The 23,927-nt window shown below is 32.0% G+C and carries 20 protein-coding genes and 1 pseudogene; 13 read left to right on the top strand and 8 right to left on the bottom strand.

Annotated features, from left to right (window positions below; genetic code table 11):
- Window positions 1-72: 72 nt before the first annotated feature.
- The 4 genes and pseudogenes from B3R94_RS08185 to B3R94_RS08170 form a co-directional block, all read right to left on the bottom strand.
- On the bottom strand, window positions 73-1,524 hold the full coding sequence (locus B3R94_RS08185) for a SusD/RagB family nutrient-binding outer membrane lipoprotein (RefSeq protein ID WP_291100013.1): 1,452 nt from the start codon (window positions 1,522-1,524) through the stop codon (window positions 73-75).
- Between the two features lie 23 nt (window positions 1,525-1,547).
- Window positions 1,548-4,340: pseudogene (locus tag B3R94_RS08180) on the bottom strand (SusC/RagA family TonB-linked outer membrane protein); the annotation flags it as partial.
- An 18-nt stretch (window positions 4,341-4,358) separates the two neighbouring features.
- Window positions 4,359-4,751, bottom strand: a complete 393-nt coding sequence (locus B3R94_RS08175) for a carboxypeptidase-like regulatory domain-containing protein (protein WP_280051651.1) — start codon at window positions 4,749-4,751, stop codon at window positions 4,359-4,361.
- A gap of 244 nt (window positions 4,752-4,995) precedes the next feature.
- Window positions 4,996-6,549, bottom strand: a complete 1,554-nt coding sequence (locus B3R94_RS08170; RefSeq protein WP_291100009.1) for a calcineurin-like phosphoesterase C-terminal domain-containing protein — start codon at window positions 6,547-6,549, stop codon at window positions 4,996-4,998.
- 202 nt (window positions 6,550-6,751) lie between these two features.
- On the opposite strand from B3R94_RS08170, the gene B3R94_RS08165 reads away from it, so the two are divergent.
- The gene (locus B3R94_RS08165; RefSeq protein ID WP_115002020.1) at window positions 6,752-7,942 is read left to right on the top strand and encodes an MFS transporter; all 1,191 of its coding nucleotides are present in this window, start codon (window positions 6,752-6,754) and stop codon (window positions 7,940-7,942) included.
- Here the strand turns inward: B3R94_RS08165 and B3R94_RS08160 are convergent.
- Complete coding sequence (locus B3R94_RS08160) at window positions 7,923-8,504, bottom strand: DUF5715 family protein (RefSeq protein ID WP_280061989.1); 582 nt, start codon at window positions 8,502-8,504, stop codon at window positions 7,923-7,925. The two genes, B3R94_RS08165 and B3R94_RS08160, sit on opposite strands and share 20 nt — an antisense overlap.
- A gap of 43 nt (window positions 8,505-8,547) precedes the next feature.
- The gene (locus tag B3R94_RS08155) at window positions 8,548-9,192 is read right to left on the bottom strand and encodes a DUF5715 family protein (RefSeq protein ID WP_125350533.1); all 645 of its coding nucleotides are present in this window, start codon (window positions 9,190-9,192) and stop codon (window positions 8,548-8,550) included.
- Between the two features lie 260 nt (window positions 9,193-9,452).
- Between B3R94_RS08155 and B3R94_RS08150 the strand changes: the two genes are divergently transcribed.
- The 3 genes from B3R94_RS08150 to B3R94_RS08140 are packed head-to-tail and all read left to right on the top strand — an operon-like array spanning window position 9,453 to window position 12,099.
- Window positions 9,453-10,328 carry a carbon-nitrogen hydrolase gene (locus tag B3R94_RS08150; protein WP_038333641.1) on the top strand — a complete coding sequence of 292 codons (876 nt, stop codon included), beginning with the start codon at window positions 9,453-9,455 and terminating at the stop codon, window positions 10,326-10,328.
- Complete coding sequence (locus tag B3R94_RS08145) at window positions 10,328-11,035, top strand: subclass B1 metallo-beta-lactamase EBR-4 (protein WP_114999921.1); 708 nt, start codon at window positions 10,328-10,330, stop codon at window positions 11,033-11,035. Before B3R94_RS08150 ends, B3R94_RS08145 begins: the two co-directional genes overlap by 1 nt.
- Window positions 11,036-11,037: 2 nt before the next feature.
- Complete coding sequence (locus B3R94_RS08140) at window positions 11,038-12,099, top strand: agmatine deiminase family protein (RefSeq protein ID WP_291100003.1); 1,062 nt, start codon at window positions 11,038-11,040, stop codon at window positions 12,097-12,099.
- A 56-nt stretch (window positions 12,100-12,155) separates the two neighbouring features.
- Here B3R94_RS08140 and B3R94_RS08135 read toward each other — a convergent pair whose 3' ends face one another.
- Both B3R94_RS08135 and B3R94_RS08130 read right to left on the bottom strand, forming a co-directional pair.
- On the bottom strand, window positions 12,156-13,514 hold the full coding sequence (locus B3R94_RS08135) for an acyl-CoA dehydrogenase family protein (RefSeq protein WP_280049777.1): 1,359 nt from the start codon (window positions 13,512-13,514) through the stop codon (window positions 12,156-12,158).
- Between the two features lie 66 nt (window positions 13,515-13,580).
- Window positions 13,581-14,537 (bottom strand): NAD-dependent epimerase/dehydratase family protein, encoded by a 957-nt coding sequence (locus B3R94_RS08130; RefSeq protein ID WP_114999929.1) that lies wholly within the window; start codon window positions 14,535-14,537, stop codon window positions 13,581-13,583.
- A 338-nt stretch (window positions 14,538-14,875) separates the two neighbouring features.
- Between B3R94_RS08130 and B3R94_RS08125 the strand changes: the two genes are divergently transcribed.
- From B3R94_RS08125 to B3R94_RS08085, 9 genes are all read left to right on the top strand, one after another.
- Entirely contained in the window at window positions 14,876-16,897 is a 2,022-nt protein-coding gene (locus tag B3R94_RS08125; RefSeq protein ID WP_114999931.1) for a M13 family metallopeptidase, read from the top strand.
- Window position 16,898: 1 nt separating this feature from the next.
- Complete coding sequence (locus B3R94_RS08120) at window positions 16,899-17,234, top strand: rhodanese-like domain-containing protein (RefSeq protein ID WP_291100000.1); 336 nt, start codon at window positions 16,899-16,901, stop codon at window positions 17,232-17,234.
- A 313-nt stretch (window positions 17,235-17,547) separates the two neighbouring features.
- Entirely contained in the window at window positions 17,548-17,721 is a 174-nt protein-coding gene (locus B3R94_RS08115; RefSeq protein ID WP_291063405.1) for an RNA polymerase sigma factor, read from the top strand.
- Window position 17,722: 1 nt separating this feature from the next.
- Entirely contained in the window at window positions 17,723-17,929 is a 207-nt protein-coding gene (locus tag B3R94_RS08110) for a hypothetical protein (protein WP_291063407.1), read from the top strand.
- Between the two features lie 111 nt (window positions 17,930-18,040).
- Window positions 18,041-18,370 carry a hypothetical protein gene (locus tag B3R94_RS08105; RefSeq protein WP_291099997.1) on the top strand — a complete coding sequence of 110 codons (330 nt, stop codon included), beginning with the start codon at window positions 18,041-18,043 and terminating at the stop codon, window positions 18,368-18,370.
- 307 nt (window positions 18,371-18,677) lie between these two features.
- Window positions 18,678-18,947: a 30S ribosomal protein S15 gene (gene rpsO, locus B3R94_RS08100; RefSeq protein ID WP_038333654.1), complete on the top strand. Its 270-nt coding sequence runs from the start codon at window positions 18,678-18,680 to the stop codon at window positions 18,945-18,947.
- A 140-nt stretch (window positions 18,948-19,087) separates the two neighbouring features.
- Window positions 19,088-21,274 carry a polyribonucleotide nucleotidyltransferase gene (locus B3R94_RS08095; RefSeq protein ID WP_038333655.1) on the top strand — a complete coding sequence of 729 codons (2,187 nt, stop codon included), beginning with the start codon at window positions 19,088-19,090 and terminating at the stop codon, window positions 21,272-21,274.
- Window positions 21,275-21,525: 251 nt separating this feature from the next.
- The gene (locus B3R94_RS08090) at window positions 21,526-23,688 is read left to right on the top strand and encodes a S46 family peptidase (protein WP_038333656.1); all 2,163 of its coding nucleotides are present in this window, start codon (window positions 21,526-21,528) and stop codon (window positions 23,686-23,688) included.
- A gap of 96 nt (window positions 23,689-23,784) precedes the next feature.
- Window positions 23,785-23,925 carry a hypothetical protein gene (locus tag B3R94_RS08085; RefSeq protein ID WP_291099995.1) on the top strand — a complete coding sequence of 47 codons (141 nt, stop codon included), beginning with the start codon at window positions 23,785-23,787 and terminating at the stop codon, window positions 23,923-23,925.
- The last annotated feature ends 2 nt before the right edge of the window (window positions 23,926-23,927 follow it).

Below are 23,927 nucleotides of genomic sequence, written 5' to 3'. Positions count from 1 at the left end.
GTGAAGATACAAATAAAACGAAAACGACCTTAATTACAAGGTCGTTTTCTATTAAATGTGGAATGTATGCAATTAATTTACATCCCACCAAACACGCGTGTTGATGTTATCTGGTCCCATTTGTTGAAGTGCATTTTGATAGCCTTCTGGATTATAATTTCTAACACTTGTTGGATAAAGCATACGACGAGGCATTTTTTTATCATTCAACATGGTAGAAGTTGTCGGTAATTTTGGAAAACCAGTTCTTTTATATTCAAACCATTGTTGGTAATCTGTAAAGAATAAAGCAAAATATTTTTGATCGATGATACGTTCTAACGTATTGTTGTATTTAATTTTTTCTTGCTCCATAAATTCAGCAGTTGGCTCGATATTCGTCCATAATTGTATTGCGGCTTTTACAGCTTTATCATAATGAGTTTTTGCATCACCAACTAAACCTTTTTGAGCCATTTCAGCTTTTATAAACTCAACTTCAGCATAAGTCATTAATGGAATTTTCATTGGAGCGACAACAATTGCATTGTTAGGAGATGACGGATTGAATTTGTAATCAGAACTATTTCCTTCGTAAGCTGCAGGAACTCCTTTGTAACCTAATGAAGAACCATCCAAATTAGAAGCTTTATTGACTAAAATTGGTAAACGAGGATCATTCGTTTCATTCATTTTATCTATAAAAAATGTTGTGAATGTTCTACTATCTCTATAATCTTGCGCTCTTGGCCAAGGAGATAAACTTGGTGCTAAACCAGAAATTTGTAAAATAGCAGATTCTGATTCACTTTCGAAAATAGGATAAGTTGTCGGATTATCAATTATTTTTTTAAGTTCTGTTAAGGCAGATGCATCACGATTCGAAATTCTTAATAATAATCTCATTTTAAGAGAATTTGTGAATTTTTTCCAACGTGTTATATTGATGTTTTTTTTACTACTTGGGAATAAAATATCGGTACCATATTTTAGACCTAGATTAGTTACATATAATTGATTTGCTTTCTCTAAATCATTTAATAATTGCTTATAAATATCTTGTTGTGTATCAAATTTTGGTTTTGTAATTCCTTCTTCGGCTTTGGCTGCTTGAGAAAAAGGAACATCGCCAAACATATCGGTTAAATTAGAAATAACTAAAGAACGAAGCGTTAATGCAATTGCTTGATAATTGACATCTCCAGCTTTTTGCGAAACTTTTAGCATTTCCTCCAAATTAACAAGATTTGTGTAGGCATTATTCCAAGTCGAATTTCCCGTTCCTGTTGTTACATCATATCTATGAAGCCCCATAGCATTGCTTGGAAAAGGGATGTGTACTTGCATTAATTGTGCTGTGATATCATAGTTTTTTAGAACATTATTTTCAGCCAAATCATAAAGAACAGGATTTAAAACAGAACCTGAATTAATTTCTGTGATTAAGTTTGGATCTTCATTTGCTTTCTCAAAATCGTTTGTACAAGAGAAAACAGTTGAAATTATAGTGAAGGCAAAAAATAGTTGAATTGAAATCTTTTTCATTTTAATAAATTGAATGTTGTAAATTATAATGAAGCTTTTAAGGTTACTCCATACGTTGCTGTTGACGGCATTTGTCCCATTTCAACTCCAGGTACATAAGTATTTCCATTTAATGATGCTGTTTCTGGATCGTATAAAGGAAAATCACTAATCGTGAATAAATCGCGTCCGTAAACTGTTAATGACAATGCTTGTAAACCTGTTTTTGATAATAATCTTTTAGGAAAATCAAATGTTAAACTCACATCTCTTAATTTTAAATATGAAGCTTCGAATGAATTAGATTCTACATTTGCACGACGATTATATTCAGCATAATAAGTTGCCACATCAGCTTTTGTTGTATTTGGAGAATAAGTTCCGTCAGAGTTTAAAACAACACCGTCACCAATAATAAAACCATCTTCGCGACCTGGTAAAGAATCTGCTAGTTTTCCTTGCTCCATCATTTTATGGTAACTTTGTGAATAGACAATTCCACCATATTGTCCGTCTAAAGTAAAACTGAAACGCAATGTTTTGTATTTGAATTCGTTTGTAAACCCTGCTCGCCATTTTGGAGTTGCATCGCCAACGTATTCTAACGATCCATTTTTAATAGGAACACCAGTTTTTTTGTCATAAATGATTTGTCCTGCTTCGTTTCTAACAAATTTTTCTCCATATAAAGCAGTTGAAGATCCACCGATTTTTGCAATTTGATAAACAGTTCCAGATTGACCAAGAATCATTTGATCATCTTCAATTCCATCGACCAAAGATTTTACTTTATTTTCATTTTTTGTCCAAGTTCCAGACATTTTCCAACTAAAATTATTATTTTTTATAGCTGTATATGAAGCGGCTATTTCGATTCCTCGGTTTTCTATTTCACCACCATTAACAACTCTCTTCGAGTATCCAGTTGTTATATCATTTGGCAATTCTATAATTTGATTTTCTGTACTTTGTTGATAAATAGTGAAATCTAAGCTTAGTCTTTTCTTGAATAATAAAGCTTCAAAACCAGTTTCCCAAGCTGTGGTTAATTCTGGTTTTATATCTGGGTTAAATAATCTATTTTGTACAATTGAAGATCCTGCAAAATCGCTTTGATCATAATATTTATTTGTCCAGCCAGGAGTTCCTCCATTACCTACTTTTGCAAATGATAAACGATATTTCAAGTAATTAATAGGTCCTTTTATTTTAAATAAATCTGATAAGATAAAACTTGAAGAAACTGAAGGATAAAAGAACGAACTGTATTTAAGTGCTACAGAAGAATTCCAGTCGTTACGTCCTGTTATATCAACGAAAATCATATCTTTCCAACCAAATGAAGCCATTCCATATAATGAATTTTCTTTTAAATTCGAATCATACGTTCTTGCAAAAGAAGAAGTTAATTTATTCGAAAGTTTATAAACTCCAGGAGATGCTAATCCATCTATCCAAGCGGTTAAATTTCTGTATTCGTAATTTTTTCTATTTCCTCCAACATTTGCATTGAAACCAAAATCTCCCCATTTATCAGTATAAGTTAATAAGAAATCGATATTTGTTTCAGTTTTAGAAACATCTTGTCTTTTATAATAACCTTTTGGTGTACGATTCATATCAAATGGACGTTTCTGTTCGCGCAATTGTGTATACGTATTAATTGCAGGACGTAACATTAAGCTTAATTTATTGCTTAACTTAAAATCTGCTCTAATATTTCCAACAATCTGATTACTACTCATTGGATTAACAGCTTCGTAAGCAATTGCATAAGGATTGTCCATGTATGAACTAAATGGGCGAATCATTTTTACTCCATTGAAATCCTTTTTCCAAATTGGTTTGTACCAATTTAAATTTACGTTTGGATTTTGGAAGATCATAAAATAAGCAATAGATCCGTTATTGTAACCAGTTCCTGGTAAATTATCACTTGTTTTGCGAGTATAGTTTAAGGCAGTCGAAACTTTGATGCGATCACTCACTTGATAATTTCCATTAATAGCTGCAGTATAATTTTCGTAGCCTGTATTTGGCATAATCCAGCTATTTTTCTGATGTCCAATAGAAGCTCTCATACTTCCTTTGTCATTTCCACCAGAAAGTGTAACTGCATTACTGAAAGTGAAACCAGTTTGCCAAAACCCTTTTCTATTATCTTTATACGCACGCCATAAAGTTCTTTCAGCCCCTTGTTTTTCTAAAGTTGGATCATATTGAAAAAATGATTGTCCGTCAAATTTTGGACCGAATGCAGAAGAAGTACTTCCTGTATTTGGTCCATCTGCTGAGGTTTGATATGAGTAATAAGGATTGCCGTTTTTATCGAAACTTTTTCCAGTTCCTTGACCATATTCATATTGAAAATCTGGCCAATTGTTAATAACGTCAATAGCTACAGTTGATTTATATTCTAAACCTAATTGTTTACCTTTTTTACCTGATTTTGTTGTTATAATTAAAGCTCCATTTGCAGCTTTGTTTCCATAAAGAGCCGCTGCAGAAGGACCTTTTAAAACGGTTACACTTTCGATATCTGCTTGATTGATGTCAGAAATACCGTTACCAAAATCGATAGGTGAATCATCGCCCATGTAAGCAGTATTGTTTCCAGAAGAAGTCATTTCTGTACTCATTGGAACACCATCGATGACAATTAAAGCATAATTTTTTGATTGATCTATTGAATTTGCTCCGCGTAAAATAATTTGTTGAGAATTGATTGGTCCATTTCCTCCAGAAATAATATTAAGACCTGCTACTTTTCCTTTTAATCCTGAAGACCAGTTATTCGCTTCTGCTGTAGCAAGTTCTTCTGAACCTATATTTTGTTGTGCAAATCCTAATTTTTTCTACTCTCGCTTTATCCCTAAAGCAGTGACAATTACCTCATTCAGTTGGTTAGATTCTTCTTGTAAAGTAATTCTTATCTGAGAAATATCTTTCGGTGTGTATTCAATAAATTTGTGTTGAGATGAATTTACCAATAATGTAGGATGAGCAACATTTACTGAAACAAATTCGAAAAAACCATCTCCATCTGTAAATGTTTTAAAAGATGTTCCCTTGATGATAATTTCAACATCTGCAACTCCGAATCCATTTTGATCAACGATTTGACCTTTGATTGGATTCTGATCTTGAGAAATTGAATGATAATAATTTGTATGAATGTAAGTTTTAGCATTGGCGTGTAAACTTAAAAATCCACCAAGTAGAAGTAGTGGTAATTTTAATTGTTTCATAGCTGTAAATGTGAAATGTTTATGTGTTAAAAATTTTAACAAAACTAAATCTTCCGTTTGTGAAGTTGTTTAACTTAGGATTAAGAGATTTTTAAGTAAACATTACTGAAATAAAGGTCTTGATATTAATTTTACATTTGAGTAAAGGTTTATTGACTTTTATTTAACATGGATAAATTGTAAAATATTTTATTAAAAAAAGCCACTTCTTTTGAAGTGGCTCATTGACGTGAATAAAATGCTTTTATTTGATAACTTCGAAAGAAGATTTTTCTGTAAAAGTGTTTCCGTACAAATCGGTTGCGCGAACTTCAATTGGATAAGTTCCAACTTTTAGTTTATTCGGTAAACGAACTGACCAAATATGTTTCGAAATTTCTGGAGCAGAAGGTCTGTTACCAATATTTGTAATTTCTGCATTATCAATTTTCATGATGGTTTCCATATAATTGTAATCAACTGTTGGATCCCAATTCATCTCTTTCCATTCACCATTATTTACACGATATTCAACTTTATTTGATTCATGTCCCATAAAGAAATTAGCATATAAAAAAGCACGATTGCGTTTACCTTCTTTTACTTTTTTTGTGTGGTACAGGTCGATTTGTTTTTCTTTTGGTGAATTTGCAACTTTATAATCAAATTTATATTGATTACCATCTACATGTAAAAAAGCATAACCTTTTGGTGTACCATCACGCATCGTAGAGGCCGGAACTCCTTTTGCATCTTTCGGTCCCGAATACCAATCACCAGAAGTTGTTCCAACATTGTACTCGTGATGAGGTTTTTGTTGTTGCCAACCATCTTGATTTGCATAAAAAATCTGTTCTTGGAAATGTGTATGAGCAGACATCGAAACTGTATTTGGATAATCTTTTAACAATTCGAATAATTGATTTCTATCTTCTGGACGTGTGTCACGCAACGGAATATGAAATGCTAAAACAATTAAATGATCTTTTGGAACAAATTTTAAATCATTTTTGATAAACTCTAATTGATCAGGACGGAAACCTCCCCAATATCCTTTTCCATCACGAGGATCTGGATATAAAATATCATCTAAAACAATAAAATGTGCTTTACCGATATTATATGAATAATTATTTGGACCGAAATTTTTCTCGAACGTTTCATCCGAATATTGATCTTCTTTTGCATCATAATTCATATCGTGATTTCCCATAACATTGTACCAAGGTAAACCAACTTTCGAAACAGCTTTTATATAAGATGGATGCAAATTCAAATCATCACCAACCAAATCTCCTAAAGAAAGTCCGAATTCCATTCCTTTAATTCCTTTAACATCATCAATTACACCTTTAGAGAAATACTCGATTTCTTCTTCTGTATAAGCTTGAGGATCACCAAAAATTAAAGCCGAAAATTTTTCGTTTTCTTTTGTAGAAATTAAAGCAAAATCAATACTCTTTGGAGTATTTCCAGTAGGAGCAGAACCTGCATATTCTAATTTTGGAGAGCCATTAGGTTTGTTGATGTAGTAGAATTGTGGCTGATTGAATTCGTTTGTAGGAACTTTGTAATTTGTTGGTTTAATGACAAACAAAATAGTTTCGTTATCAATCTCGATTTGATATTCTCCTTTATCATTTGTCGAAACAACTTGTTTTCCGTTACTAATTTGCACGTTTGCCAAACGTTTTTCTGATTTATCGAATTTATTGTTTTGATTTTTATCTTCAAAAACAATTCCTTTAGCAAGTTGTTGAGCGTTGACAGAAGTATAAAAACTTCCAAATAATATCAGCGATAATACGATTTTTTTCATTGTGTGAATCTCTTGTTTTGTAGATGTTAAAATTCTATATTTTATGCGGTACTCGGATTAACACAACAATAAGTAAAGATTAAATTTAAGTAAATAAGAATAACATATTTTCAAATTTAATAATGGATGAATAATTGTCTTTGATTATTAAATATTCTAAATTTGTAACCGATTGCATTATGTTATGGAAGAGAAATTAAGCATGAGTTCACGACAAATTTTCATGCAAATTATAGGTTATGTAAGTTTTTCATTTATAGGTTATTTACTGATAGGTTTACCTTTGGCTATTCTACCTATTTTTATTACAAAAACATTAGGTTTTACTGAGCTTGTAGCGGGTATTGTAATTAGTTTGCAATATGTGACAACTTTTATATTGAGAGGTTATGCCGGAAAAATTGTAGATACAAAAGGTCCTAAACCAGCCGTTTTATTGAGTATGAGTTTGTTTATTTTAGCTGGAGTTTTATTATACTTTTGTTACTTCACAAGAAACAATCATTTTTTGTCATTAGCTATTCTTGTACTTGCGAGATTGGTTACTGGTGCAGCAGAAGGAATGGTAGGTGGAAGTCCGATAAACTGGGCAATTTTAAAAATTGGACAACAACATACAGCGAAAGCAATTTCTTATAATGGTGTTGCTAGTTATGGTGCATTGGCAATTGGAGCACCATTGGGAGTTATCTTAAATCAATATTTTGGACTTGGTTTTATTGGTTTGTTTAGTATTGTTTGTGCGATTATAGGTTATTTTTTAGCTAGAAATAAAGAGAATATATTAACTGCAGTTTCAAAAGTTCCGCAACCATTTATAAGTGTATTGAAAACAGTTGCTCCTTTTGGAATTTGTTTAGCACTTGCAGGTCTTGGATTTGGAGGAATTTCCAATTTTATAACACTTTACTACGACTTTTATAGTTGGTCGAATGCAGCTTTATGTTTAAGTGTTTTCAGTTTATTGTTTATTGCAGGACGATTATTTTTTAATAGTTCAATTAATACATTAGGAGGATTAAAAGTTGGAATTATTTGCATGATAGTCGAAACGATAGGTTTATTAATTCTTTTTAGTGCTCCGAATTCTTTTATCGCTCTTATTGGTGCAGGTATTACAGGAATTGGTTTTTCATTGGTTTTTCCTGCGATGGGAGTAGAGGCTGTTGCTTTGGTTTCAGATAATAGTAAAGGAGCTGCTTTAGCTGCGTATGGCTTGTTTATTGATATCTCATTGGGAATTACAGGTCCTCTAATTGGTGGTGTTATCAGTTTGTTTGGAATGTCAAACTTATTTGGTTTTTGTAGTTTGTTTGTGTTTATAGGATTATTGTATAGTTATTATTTACAAACAAAAAAAAATCGTTCAGAATTTAATAATTCCGAACGATAATATGAAAACATCTAATTTTAGATTCTTTTACGTAGTAAATTTTGCCTGTTCTGACATAATTTTTTAGTACTTGTTCTAACTCTTTTTCTAGTTTAGAATCAGGTGTAATTTTATGATTAAATCTAACATAAGAAATATCAAAAGCAGCACCAAAATTATGCGAACTATCGTTAGAAGAAGCATTTTTATTAATTCCTCTCAAACGATTTTGATCATGTAGCGTTCGTGTCATTGATGTAACAACGAAAAAATTTTGACCTGTTGCTTTTACAAAATCACTTGCAATACTTGTCAAAATATCTCGACCTTTTGGAATAAGATATGAATGACTATGCGTTAAATCTCCAACTCGCCAACCATAACCACGCTGTTTTATTTTAACCAATTTACCTTGATTAATGTACTTGTTCAACTTTTTATCACCATCAATTAGCTCAAGTTTATGAGATTTTGCGGCATTCAAATGCTGAACATATTCTTTAGAAGGTTCTATAACAACTCGTGATTGTGCGTAACCGAATAAAGAAGAGCAAATAAAAAAAGTTGTTAAAAATTGTTTCATGATTCAATTCTCTTCTGCAAAAATAGAAAAGAACTTTTATATATTACATTGTTGTTGATTTAAATTGATCAGGATTACGAACCGTTACATGAAAACAGTGTTGTCTATATTCTTTGATATAGTAAATTTTGCCATCATCTTGCAATTGTTTTAAAATTGCTTCTAAATTATCACGATGAGTTTTGCTATACGAATATTTATTATTGAATTTTGTATAAGACAAATCAAAAGAAGCTCCATAGTTGTGAGAACTTTCACCTTTTGCAGCATTGCTATTTACTCGTCTCAAACTTGCTTGACTTTCCTCTGAACGAGTAAGTGAAGTTACAGTAATTGTAGCATTATTTTCGTCCAAAAATTTTGAAGCAATTCGTTCTAAAACAGTTTTAGCTCTGTTATTTAAGAAAGCTTTACTGTGCGTTAATTTTTCAATTGTGTACCCATTTCCTTCCTCAGGAATAGCAACTAATTTTTTTGTAGCAACTAAACCTTCAATATCATCAAAACTCTTCACGATTGGAACGTTGAATGATTCTGCTGCCATTAAATGATCGTCATAAGTTACTTTTTTTGTAGAGATAGAAGTGGATGAAGAGGCAGAATTTTCTGCTAAAATGTAACTTTCTTGACTTTGAGCTGAAATAAATATTCCGCTAAAAAGACAAGAAAGGGCAATTAATTTTTTCATGTTTTAAATTATTACGCGACAAAATTAGAAGTTACAATTTAATAAAGACTTGTTAAAAATTATAATATTTAGGTAAACTTTTTTTAAAATTTTCTTAAATCTGTTCTCAAAATAGCATTGTTAGATAGATTGATAGAAATTTAAATTTCATCTCATTTGAACATAAAATATTCTTAAATATAAATTCTAATAGATTAAATCCTACTAAATTCGCTATTTTTGTACTTATTATTCATTTTTATTTTTAGACTATTTATAGAATGGCAAAAGTTAAAGTTGGAATGGTACAAATGACTTGTACTAATAACAAACAAGAAAATTTAAACAAAGCAATCGAACAAGTAAAAGTAGCAGCTGCAAAAGGCGCTCAAATTGTGTGTTTGCAAGAATTGTTTACCTCATTATATTTCTGTGATGTCGAAGATTACGACAATTTCGATTTAGCAGAATCAATTCCTGGACCATCAACAGATGCGTTATCAGTTGTAGCAAAAGAATTAGGAGTTGTAATTATTGCTTCTTTATTCGAGAAACGTGCGCAAGGTTTATACCACAATACAACAGCTATTTTAGATGCTGATGGACAATATTTAGGGAAATATCGTAAAATGCATATCCCAGATGATCCTGCGTTTTATGAAAAATTCTATTTTACTCCAGGTGATTTAGGTTACAAAGTTTTTGATACTAAATTTGGAAAAATTGGAGTGTTAATTTGTTGGGATCAGTGGTATCCAGAAGCTTCTCGTATAACAGCATTGATGGGAGCAGAAATTTTATTTTATCCTACTGCGATTGGTTGGGATACGACGCAAGACGAAGAAACAAATCAAGATCAATACAATGCTTGGCAAACAATTCAGCGTTCACATGCGGTTGCGAATGGAGTTCCGGTTATTTCTGTAAATCGTGTTGGTTTTGAGCAAGATGGAGCAATGAAGTTCTGGGGAGGCTCTTTTGCGACAAATGCGCAGGGAAAATTGTTGTACTTAGCAACGCATGATAAAGAGGAAACAGAAGTGGTTGAATTGGATTTGAACGAATCTGATTTCTTCCGTAAACACTGGCCTTTCTTAAGAGATCGCCGCATCGATTCTTATCAACCAATTACAAAACGTTTTATAGACGAGGATTAATGAAGAAATTATTTTCACTTATAGCATTGATAGGAAGTTTTGCATTTGGTCAAATAAAACCAATTCAGATTGATCCGATTAATAACAATTTATTTGTTTATCAAACATTCAATTCGTTTAATGGAGTTGAGTATAATGCAAATGGAATGTATTTGGTAACGAATAAAGGAATCGTTTTGTTTGATGTTCCTTGGCAGAAATCGCAATATCAAGAATTAAATGATATGTTGCAAGAAAAGTATAATTTGCCAGTTATCGCTGTGTTTGCAACACATTCGCATGATGATAGAGCAGGAGATTTAAGTTTTTATAATGATTTGAATATTCCTACTTATGCAACTTCTTTAACCAATTCTAAATTAAAAAAAGAAGGAAAAGCGACTTCGAAATTTGAGATTGAATTAGGAAAAACATACAAATTTGGTAATGAAAAATTTGTTGTTGAATATTTTGGTGAAGGACATACTTCTGATAATGTTGTGGTTTGGTTTCCAAAATATAAAGTGCTGAATGGAGGTTGTTTGATAAAAGGTGCTGACGCTGTAAATTTAGGTTACACAGGTGAAGCAAATGTTACTGAATGGCCAAAAACAGTACAGAAATTAGTTACAAAACATCCAAAAATTAAACAAGTTATTCCAGGTCATGATAATTGGAAAGTTACTGGACATATCGAAAATACGTTTAAACTTTTAGAAAAGAAATAAAATTGAACACTATAGATACATCAAAATTCCCAAAAGATTTAGGATATAGATTTCCTGCCGAATGGGAAGAACACGAAGCAACATGGTTGTCTTGGCCGCACAAAGAAGAATCTTGGCCAGATCGTATTCAGTTAATTTATCCAGCTTATGCTGAATTTATTGCTGAATTATCGAAAGGTGAAAAAGTTCGCATTAATGTAAAAGATGAAGAAATGAAAATTTTTGCTTTGTCTTTTATCGAAAAAACGGATGCAAATTTGTCACAAGTTGAGTTCTATTTTAACGAAACAAACGATGCTTGGTGTCGAGATCATGGTCCTGCATTTTTGTTGAATAAAAATAATCTTGATAACCCAAAAGTTATTGTAGATTGGGGATTCAATGCGTGGGGAGGAAAATATCCACCTTTCGAAAATGATGATGTTGTGCCAACAAGAATTGGTGCAGAATTTAATCTTCCTGTTTTTCATCCTGGAATTATTATGGAAGGAGGTTCAGTCGAATTCAATGGAAAAGATACGTTGATGACATCAAAATCTTGTTTACTGAATGAAAATCGTAATCCAGATTATTCACAAGAACAAATAGAAGAATTTTTAAGAAATTATTACGGCGTTTCGCAAATTCTTTGGGTAGAAGACGGAATTGTTGGTGATGATACGGATGGACACATTGATGATACAATTCGTTTTGTAAATGAAGATACAGTTTTGACGGTTGTTGAAACAGATGAATCGGATGATAACTACGAATTGTTGCAAGTGAATCTTCGCCAATTGCAAGAAATGAAATTGGAAGATGGACGTCCATTAAATATTATCGAATTGCCAATGCCAGATGCGGTTTATTGCGAAGGTGAGCGTTTGCCAGCTTCTTATGCTAATTTTTATATTGCGAATAAATCAGTAATCGTTCCAACTTATCGTTGTGCAAAAGATGCGATTGCTTTGGATATTATTCAGAAATGTTTCCCAGATCGTAAAGTTATAGGAATAGATTCTACAGATATTATTTGGGGATTAGGATCTTTCCATTGTTTGAGTCAACAAGAACCTAAGATTTAGTTTTTTTTAATATAAAACAACAAAAAAGCTGAGCAACCTGCTCAGCTTTTTTAATTTTAAACAAACGCACTAAATCCTGTAATAGATCGACCTACAATAAGTGAATTAATTTCTTTTGTGCCTTCGTAGCTATAAATTGCTTCAGAGTCAGCAACAAAGCGAGCGACGTCATGCTCTAATAATATTCCATTTCCGCCCATTACTTCTCGTGCTCGTGAAACGACATCTCGTGTTCTCATTGTACAAAAAACTTTTGCTAAAGATGCGTGTTCGTCTAGTAAAATTCCCTCGTCTTGCATTTCAGATAAGCGAAAAACTAAAGTTTGCATTGCTGTTAAATTAGATAACATTTCTACTAAATGTCCTTGTATCATTTGAAAAGAAGCAATTGGTTTTCCAAATTGTTTTCGATTTCGAGTGTAATCTAAAGCGCTTTCATATGCTCCGCGCGCGCAGCCAGTTGCCATCCAAGCAACTCCAGCTCTTGTCATTCGCAATACTTTTGCTGTATCTTTAAATGAATTAGCATTTTGTAAACGATTTTCTTCTGTAATTAAACAATCTTTCAGAGTAATCAAGCCATTCTGAACAATTCGTAAAGCCATTTTTCCTTTGATTTTTTCTACAGAAAAACCAGGATTATCTTTCTCTACAATAAAACCTTTTACTTCTCCATCATCCAAATCTCTTGCCCAAATAATCACTAAATCTGCAAAAGTTGCATTTCCAATCCATTTCTTTTGACCATTTAAAATCCAACCTTCTTCTGTTTTTTTACATGTTGTGGTCAAACCTCCTGCCGCACCAGAACCAACTTCGGGTTCAGTTAATCCAAAAGCGCCAATTTTATCAAATTTTTGCATTTGCGGTAACCATTTTGCTTTTTGTTCTTCCGATCCGCACATATAAATTGATCCCATTGATAGACCTGATTGAACACCAAAAAAAGTGGCGATCGAAGCATCAACACGAGCCATTTCCATAGCTAAAACGCCTTCCATAATAAAAGGTAAATTTGGACAACCATAACCATCATAAGTGACGCCACAAATGTTGAGTTCTTTAAATTTTGGAATTAATTCAAAAGGAAATTGATCGCGAAGCCAATAATCATTAACAATTGGTTTAACTTCTTTTTCCATAAAAGCTCTTACTTTTAATTGTAATTCGCGTTGTTCTGGAGTTAAAGTGTGAAAAACATCGTAGAAATCACCATCAATTGGAGGAAGTTCTTTGTTTTTTTTATTTGGATTTAACATTTTCATCATTCCTTGAAGTTGTTTATCATCAAGTTTAGAAAAGTTTTCCATTAAAAGAGGTAAATCTACTTTTTGAGAAATTTTATTTAATTGCTCTAAATTAACAGATTTTAGTAGATGGACGATATTTTTTAAATTAGAAAATGCTCCTGACATATTTTGTGGTTTTTTAACCAAAAATTATCAAAGAGCATTCCTAAAATATTGTATTGTAAGAAAAAATTAAGCTTTACCTAATTTTATTTTCAAATTGTCTAACATTGTAGTCGTCATTTTATCGATATCGAATTTTGGTTCGAATCCCCAATCTGCTTTTGCAACAGAATCATCGATAGAAGAAGGCCAAGAATTAGCAATGGCTTGACGGAAATCTGGTGCATAATCAATTGTAAAATTTGGAATATGTTTTTTGATTTCTGCTGCTAAATCTTCTGGAGCAAAACTTAAACCTCCTAAATTATAAGATTTGAATTCACCTAATTGTTTTGGATCAGCAGACATTAATTCAACAATTGCATTAATCGCATCATCCATATACAACATAGGCAAATAAGTTCCCTCTTTCAAGAAAGAAGTATATTTTCCATCCTCGATTGCTTTGTAATAAATATCAACAGCATAATCTGTAGTTCCACCTCCAGCAGGAGTTTTCCAAGAAATAAGACCAGGAAAACGAACAGAACGAACGTCTACATTATGATTTTGTTGGTACCATTTGCACCAATATTCTCCCGATAATTTAGAAATACCATAAACCGTAGAAGGAGTTTGAATTGTATTTTGAGGTGTATTGTCTTTTGGTGTATCTGGTCCAAAAACGCCAATAGAAGAAGGCCAAAAGATTTTATCGATTACTTTATCTTTCGCTAATTCTAGGAAAGTAAGCAAAGTGTCCATGTTTAATTTCCAACCAAACATTGGATTTTTTTCAGCTGTACCAGAAAGTAGAGCAGCTAAATGATAAACAGTTTTAATATTGTGTTTTGCAATGACTTCTTTTATTCGATCAACATCCATTACGTCAATTACTTCGTAAATACCATCGTAATCAACATCTTTAGGATCACGTATATCAGAAATAATTACATTATTTTTTCCATGAATGGTTTTTAATTTCTCGGCCAATTCAGAACCAATTTGTCCCAATGCACCGGTGATCAAAATCGTATCAGTTTCCATTTTAAAAAGTTACTTTTGTTTGACTCCAAATTTAAAGATTTTCTATTGAATATGGATATAACAAAATAATATTTAGATATTAATAAAGAAATCGATTGTTTTTTGTTAAATATATAAATATGGAATGATATATATAGAAAATTTTTCTGTTTAATAAGCTTTTTACAATATAAAATATCTTAAATGATAAAGAATTTTGTTTTGAAAGTTTTAAAAATGTTAATTTTTCCCCTCAAAAGTGTTGAAAATTGAATGAATAATTAATACTTTATTTAGTAAATTTGTAACAAACGTCGTATTAATTTCGACATATCATATCAAAAATACTTAGTAGAAATATGAAAAAACAACTATTTGTTGCTGCATTTGCATGTACTTCTATGTTAGCAATGGCACAAGAATCATATCAGGCTTTTAATCCAAATTATATGGATAAGTCGGTTCGTCCACAAGATGATTTATATAATTATGTGAACGGAAATTGGATGAAAATTACAGAAATTCCTTCTGATAGAGCAAGATGGGGAAGTTTTGATGAGTTAAGAGAAAATACGGATAAGGTCACTTTGCAATTAGTGAAAGATCTTATTAAAACGAAACACGCTAAAGGAACAAGTGAGCAAAAAATTGCGGATTTGTATGATGCGTATATGAATGTTGATGCGCGTAACAAAACGGCTTTAGCACCATTACAAAAATATTTTAAGCAGATTGATGCAATCAAAGATATGAAAGGTTTACAAGATTATTTAATCGATGTAGCTGCTATCGGAGAGAATCCTTTTTATGGTGCTTATGTTTATACTGACCTTAAAAATAGTAAACAAAATGCTGTTTATTTAGGAGATATTGACTTGACTTTAGGTAAAACATATTACCAAAAAGAAGATGCTAAAAACACTGAAACTTTAGCTAATTTGAACAAGTTTATCGATCAATTGATGCCTTATACAGGTTCTAAAACACGTGATTTGAAAGGTCCAAAAATTGTGGCTTTCGAAAAAATGATGGCGAAATACATCAAAACTGTTGAAGAAGATCGTGATCCAAATAAATCGTACAATCCTGTAAAATTATCAGAAGTTAAAAATTTAACGAAAAATGTTGATATTGAGCGTTATGTAAAAGCGTTAGGAATTAATCCAGAAACGGTAATTATTGGTGAATTAGATTATTATAAAAATTTAGATAAAATCTTAAATCAAGAGAATTTACCTTTGATTAAGGATTATTTACGTTTTAAATTAATCAATTCTTATGCAAGTTATTCAACATCTGATTTAGATAAAATTAATTTCGAATTTTACGGAAAAACTTTATCTGGTCAAAAAGAGCAACGTCCATTAGAAAAAAGAGGTTTAGCGTTTGTAAATGGCGCAACAGGAGAATTATTAGGACAAATTTATGTGAAAGATAATTTTCCACCAGAGGCAAAAGCAAAAGCTGAAGAATTAATCAGTTATTTATTCAAATCTTTTGACAAACACATCAAAGAATTAGATTGGATGTCTGACGCAACTAAAACGAAAGCGTTAGAAAAATTAAACAAGTTTACTGTAAAAATTGGTTACCCTGATAAATGGAAAGATTATTCTGGATTACAAGTAAAATCTTTGGCAGATGGAGGAAACTTAATTGAAGATGTAATGGCAATTAGCAAATGGCGTCAAGCAGAAAACTTGAAAGATTTTGGAAAACCAGTTGACAAAACTCGTTGGGGAATGTCGCCACAAACTGTAAATGCATATTTTAATCCAACTAATAACGAAATTGTTTTCCCAGCAGCAATTTTACAACCACCTTTCTATGATTATAGAGCGGATGCAGCTGTAAACTTTGGTGGAATTGGAGCAGTTATCGGTCACGAAATTTCTCATGGATTCGATGATTCGGGAGCTAAATTTGACGGTGATGGTAACTTAGTAAACTGGTGGACACCACAAGACGAAGAGAAATTTGCAAAAGCTACTAAAGCTTTGGCTACGCAATATGATGGTTATGAACCAGTAGCAGGAACACACGTTAATGGTACATTTACATCAGGAGAAAATATTGGAGATTTAGGAGGAGCTTCTGTTGCTTTTGATGCATTACAAATGTATTTGAAAGATAAAGGAACTTACGGAAATATAGATGGATATACTCCGCAACAACGTTTCTTCTTATCTTGGGCAACTATTTGGAGAACAAAAGCGACTGATGAAGCTTTAGTAAATCAAGTGAAAACAGATCCACATTCGCCTGGATATTACCGTTCTTTTGGACCAATCGTTAATATTGATGCGTTCCATGATGCGTTTAAAACAAAACCAGGAGATAAATTGTACAAAGCACCAAAAGACCGTATTAGAATTTGGTAAGATGCTTGGCAAAATTATTGATTGGATAAAAAATAGAAATAGAATTATTAAAATGACAACAGTTGAAGCAATAAACAATGCTAATATAACATTAGTAGATGTTCGTGAGCCTTTTGAATTGGATACAGATGGATTTGTTCCAAATGCGATTAATATTCCATTAGGAGAAGTTCCTACAAGAGTAGAGGAGTTTAAAGAAATGTCAAGACCTATTGTAGTTTTTTGTAGAAGTGGTAACCGTTCTGGTCAAGCTGCACAATATTTACAAGCACAAGGTGTAGACGAAATTTTTAATGGAGGAGGTTTTCAGGATGTCTTAGATGTTTTGGAGAAATAATTCGTAATTAATTATTATTCATAAAAAACCGATAAATTTTTATTTGTCGGTTTTTTTATATATTATTGTATTTTAAATAGATATTCGTTTAAGTTAAGATTATTTTAAAAATTTTTTTAAAAAAAATAAAAAAATGAGTGACCAAATAGCTCTACTTGGTTATATTCTTTTACATATAATTTTTGTGTCAATATGTGCAACGAAAGATAAAAGAAGAAAGAAAAAATTATTCGGTGATGGATGATTTGGTTGATAACTATAATGACGAAATTATTGATGACAAAGAAATTTTTGAATTAAAATCGAAAAACTAATGCGTTCCCTAAAGGAGTTGGATGTCGAAGAGAAATCTATATTACTGATGAAATATCAAGATGAATTTTCAATCAAAGAAATTTCAGAAACTTTAGAGATTGGTGAAAGTGCAACTAAGATGAGATTGAATCGAGCAAAAAATCGTTTATTAAAAATTTATAAGGCATTGTAAAATGGAAAACCCTTTTAAGACTATGCTAGCCAATGAGAAGCTTCCAGAAACAATAAAGCAAAAAGTTATGGATGATGTTGCTTTAATAAAATTATCGTTGGAAGTAGCCGATTTGTTTTCAGTAAAATATCCAAGCACAACTGGAAATTTCTTCGGAATCGGAAAAAAATCAACTAACAAACCGAACAAAAAAGATAAAGAAGGTTAACTATAAATAGATAATATAAACCGGTAGTGCATTTGTATTAGGTTGTACAACTTTTATATACAATCTAATACAAATGCACTACCGGTTAGTAATATCATTTTTTATATCATTTTGATATTTACAATTATTACTTCATTAAATCAAGCTGGAGTTAATACAGATTTAATTACGAATAATTTATCCTTAATCTTAGGATCGGTGTTCTTGACATTAGCCATCGCGTTTGGATTAGGATCAAAAGACGTTATTTACAGATTATTATTGTCCTTTTATACCAATAGAAATTTTGAAATTGGACAAAGAATTATCATCGAAGATGATGTACAAGGCGTGATAATTGCTATTAACAATATATGTATGACAATACAAACTGCGGACGAAAAAGTAGTTTATCCGATTAAAATAATAACAAATAAAAAAATACGAATTATAGAAGATTAATCTTACCTACCTAAACCTATTTTAATAATTATTAACTAACCTATGATTAATTATTGAAACAAGCCGACTTTTAACCTACCAACCAAAAATCGTGAAAGCAAGTCTTTTACAACTAACAAACTTATCCGATTTAGTAGAAAATTAAAATATCACTTTCTATTATCTATCTAAATCAAACTAAACCAAATTTTTAAAAAGTGACCGAATTAACCAATCGGTCACTTTTATTTTTGTACAAAGTTTATTATTTCATATAATAGTTGTACATTTGCACCTCATTACATAATAATTATTAAATAATATTGGCATGTACTTAACATCAGAAGTAAAAAGCGAATTATTCGCAAAGCATGGTAAATCTGCAACAGATACAGGATCTGCAGAAGGGCAAATCGCATTATTCACTTACAGAATTAACCACTTAACTGGTCACTTGAAAAAAAATCACAAAGATTTTAATACAGAAAGATCATTAGTTATGTTAGTTGGTAAGCGTAAAGCGTTATTAAACTACTTAAAGAAAAAAGATATCACAAGATACCGTGCGATTATCGCTGAATTAGGATTACGTAAGTAATTTTAAACACAATGTAAAAGGGCAATTACGTAGAAATTGCCTTTTTTTTTGTTATAAATTAAAATAAGATATTTATCTTTATATAATGCAGTTAAAGCAAACGGCTTTAACTTTAGACGAATTAAATACTAAGAAGACGAATGATTCCACAGGCGATCACAGAAAAAATTACTCTTTCAGACGGAAGAGAAATTACAATCGAAACAGGGAAATTAGCAAAACAAGCTGACGGATCTGTGGTTGTACGCATGGGCGACACCATGTTATTAGCTACAGTTGTAGCAAACAAAGAAGCAAATCCAGGTGTAGATTTTTTACCTTTAACAGTAGATTATAGAGAAAAATTTTACGCTGCAGGACGCATCCCAGGGAATTTCTTCAGAAGAGAAGCAAAACCATCAGATGATGAAGTATTAACAATGCGTCTTGTAGACCGTGTTTTACGCCCAATGTTTCCAGAAGACTTTCATGCTGAGGTTCAGGTCATGATCTCACTTATTTCTTACGACAAAAATGTAATGCCAGAAGCTTTAGCTGGTTTAGCTGCATCAGCAGCCATTGCAATTACAGATATTCCTTTCACATTAATTTCAGAAGCTCGCGTTATTCGTTTGAATGGTGAGTTAATGATTAATCCTTCAAAAGAACAATTAGACCAAGCAGATATCGACATTATGGTTGGTGCTTCTAAAGATTCTGTTGTAATGGTAGAAGGGGAGATGAGCGAAATTTCTGAACGTGAAATGTTAGACGCAATTGAATTTGCTCATGCTGAGATTAAAAAACAAATTGAAGCACAAGAAAGTTTAGCAGCGAAAGTAGGTAAATCTTTACCAAAACGTGAATATAGCCACGAAACACACGACGAAGAAATTCGCGAAAAAGTATGGGCTTATGGATATGATAAATTTTATGATATCGCTAAACACCCATCTGATAAACACGAAAGAGGTGATAAATTTGCTCAAGTTGAAGCAGATTTCTTAGCTCAATACGAAGGAGATGAAGAAGAGTTAGCTCGTGTAACTCCTTTTGCTCACATTTACTTCCACGATGTACAAAAAGAAGCTGTACGTCAATTAATCTTAAACGAAGGAATTCGTTTAGATGGACGTGATCCAAAAACGATTCGTCCAATTTGGACAGAAGTTGATTATTTACCATCAACTCATGGTTCTGCAATCTTCACACGTGGGGAAACTCAAGCATTAGCTACAGTAACTTTAGGTTCTTCTAAAGATGCTAATATGGTTGATGGAGTTGTAACAAACTTCGACGAAAAATTCTTTTTACACTATAATTTCCCTCCATTCTCAACAGGTGAAGCTCGTCCATTAAGAGGAACTTCTCGTCGTGAAGTTGGTCACGGAAACTTAGCACAACGTGCTTTAGCGCAAATGTTACCTGACGATTGTCCTTATACAGTTCGTATTGTTTCTGAAGTATTAGAATCTAACGGTTCTTCTTCTATGGCAACAGTTTGTGCAGGAACATTAGCAATTATGGACTCTGGTTTACAAATGAAGAAACCAGTTTCAGGTATTGCAATGGGGTTAATCACAGATACTAAATCAGGGAAATTTACAGTATTGTCTGATATCTTAGGAGATGAAGATCACTTAGGAGATATGGACTTTAAAGTAACAGGAACTGCAGACGGTATCACAGCTTGTCAAATGGATATTAAAGTACAAGGTTTATCTATGGAAATCATGGAAACAGCTTTGTTACAAGCAAAAGAAGGTCGTGAGCACATTTTAGGTAAATTATTAGAAACTTTACCAGCACCTCGTCCACAATTGAAACCAAATGCACCAAAAGTTGTTGTAATTGAAATTCCTAAAGAATTCATTGGAGCAGTAATCGGACCTGGAGGAAAAGTAATTCAAGAAATGCAAAAAGAAACTGAAACAGTTATTGCAATTACTGAGTTAGATACAACAGGACGTGTAGAAATCAATGGTGTGATTCAAGAAAACATCGATCGTGTTGTAGAAAGAATCAAACAAATTGCTTTCGTTCCAGAAGTTGGTGAAACATATCATTCAGTTGTAAAATCTATCAAACCATTTGGAGCGTTTGTAGAGATTGCAAAAGGAGTTGAAGGTTTAGTTCACATTTCTGAATTAGAGCACAGACGTCTTGAAAAAGTTGAAGATTCTGTAAACATCGGTGATAAAATTGATGTTAAATTCTTAGGTTACGATGATAAAAAGAAAATGAAATTATCTCGTAAAGCTTTGTTGCCAAAACCAGAGAGAACAGAAAAACCTGCTAAATCAGCAGAGAAAAAAGAGGATAAACCTCAAGATAATAAAGAAGCTTAATTAAGTTTTGATATAAAGTAAAAAGTCCGAGATTTTCTCGGATTTTTTTGTTCTATAAAACCAATCATAACCTAAAGTAGATTAATGATTTTAATTTTTACTTTCACGATTCAAATTTTGTGTTAATTAAATAAAAATAATCTTTTTTTAACAATAAAACCTCAGTAAAACTTTATTAAATACTTAAAGATTAGGAGAACTTCAGATAATCAATTATTTTAGCAAATCGTAAAATTGAAGACAAACAACTAATGAAAAAATTTTTATTATCCACGCTTTTAGTGGTTATGCTTTTTCCTTTTAAAGTGAAAGCTGACGAAGGAATGTGGTTTTTGATGTTCATCGAACGTCTGAATCACCGTGATATGCAAAAACAAGGTTTACAATTAACTTCAGAAGAAATTTATAGTATCAACAATAACTCTTTAAAAGATGCTATTGTACAATTTGGTGGTGGATGTACTGCTGAAATGGTTTCTGGACAAGGTTTAGTTTTGACAAATCACCACTGTGGTTATGGTGCTATTGCTGAATTATCTGCTCCAGAACATGATTACTTAAAAGATGGTTTTTGGGCAAAAGACAAAGCTGCTGAGTTAAAACCAAAAAGCTTGAAAGTACGTTTCTTCGTTCGCATGGATGATGTTTCTAAACGTATTTTAGGTGTTGTAAATGATAAAATGTCTGAGTTAGATCGTGAAAAAGCGATTAACCAAGAGATTGCAAAAATCGAAAAAGAAAACAGCGAAAACGGAAAATATGTTGTTTCTGTTCGTTCATTCTTCCAAGGAAATGAATATTACTATTTTGTTTACCAAGACTATGAAGATGTACGTTTAGTAGGAACACCTCCAAGTTCTATTGGAAAATATGGTGGAGATACAGATAACTGGGAATGGCCACGTCACACAGGAGATTTCTCTATGTTCCGTGTATATGGTGACAAAGATGGAAATCCTGCAGCTTATTCTACAAGCAATGTTCCGTTACAACCAAAACATCATTTACCAGTTTCTCTAAAAGGATATCAACCAAATGATTTCGCTATGATTTTAGGTTACCCAGGTCGTACAAATCGTTGGATGCCAGCGCAAGGTGTTGCTCAAAATGTAGAGTACGCTTATCCTGCTTGGGTTGAAGCTTCTAAAGTGACAATGGATCAAATGAAAAAATATATGGAGCAAAATCAAAAAGTAAATATTGATTATGCTTCTAAATATGCTGGAGTTGCGAACTATTGGAAAAATCGTGATGGAATGATCGAAGCTTTAAAACTTCACGGAACTGTTGCGAAGAAAACAAAAGAAGAAGAAAAATTCAATAAATGGGCTCAAAAAGGAGCAAACAAAGCCGAATATGGTGATGTTGTTTCGAATTTGAATAATTATTATGCGAAAACAAATTTAGATGCTCGTCATAACAATTACATCAACATTTTATTGCGTTACTCAACTTTAGCAAGTGCGCCATATTCTATTGGAAAAGCATTAGAAAACTATGCAGCAGCGAATGATGCAAAACGTGATGAAATGCGTCCGAAAATTCAGAATGCAATCAATGCATATTACGAAAAAATGTATTTACCTTTAGAAAAAGATTTATTGGCTGCTCAATTAAATCTTTATGCTTCTAAAGCGAGCGAAGCTGGTTTAGCGCCTTATGTTGCTGATTTAGCGAAGCAAAATAACAAGAACTTTACAGCTTATGTAAATGATGCTGTTGAAAGAAGTTTCTTCGCTGATCAAAAACAAGTTGAGAATTTCTTAATTTCTCCAGATGTAGAAGTCTTGAAAAAAGATCCTTTATATGTTTTGTCAAATGCGTTGGTAGAAAGAGCTTCTAAGCAAACAGATGAACAAGCAAAATTGAATGATGTTTATTCTAAAAACTTCCGTTTATTGGTAAAAGGTTTACGTGAGTCTAAAATTGGAAATATCTTATATCCAGACGCAAATTCTACGTTACGTTTAACTTACGGTTCTATTCAAAATTTACCAAAAAGTACAAATCCAAAACGTCAACCAGATGTTGCTTCTAACTATTTCACAACATTAGAAGGTACAGTTGCAAAACACATTGCAGGTGACGAAGAATTCGAAAATCCACAACGTTTATTAGATTTAGCGAAAGCAAAAGATTATGGACAATATGGAGATAAAGATGGATATTTACATGTAAACTTCTTATCAAATAACGACATTACAGGAGGTAACTCTGGTTCTCCGGTAATGAATGGTAAAGGTGAATTAATCGGTATTGCATTTGACGGAAACATTGAAGCAATGGCTGGTGATGTAATCTTTGATCCTAAATTACAACGTACGATTTCTGTAGATATTCGTTATGTTTTATGGGTTGTTGATAAATTTGCTGGAGCAAAACACATCGTTGATGAAATGACAATTGTAAAATAAGATTTGAATCATAATAATTTTTAAGGCTTCCTATTTTGGAAGCCTTTTTTTGTAGAGAGAATCTAAACGAATTACCTTTGTAAAAAATAAAAGTAAATGAAAGTTATTCCTCTTTTAGAAGGTGTTTTTCATGTTGATGCAAAAAAAGAGTTTCATTATTTAGGTGATAATATTGATGTTAAAAATCCCGCTGACGGATATAATCTTATTGTTCGTCCGGCGGTTTCAAGTTGCTAATG

The sequence above is a fragment of the Empedobacter sp. UBA7611 genome (assembly GCF_002484365.1).
Lineage (GTDB): Bacteria > Bacteroidota > Bacteroidia > Flavobacteriales > Weeksellaceae > Empedobacter > Empedobacter falsenii_B.
Note: the sequence above shows the minus strand (reverse complement) of the source record. Positions and strands in the feature narration are given on the sequence as shown.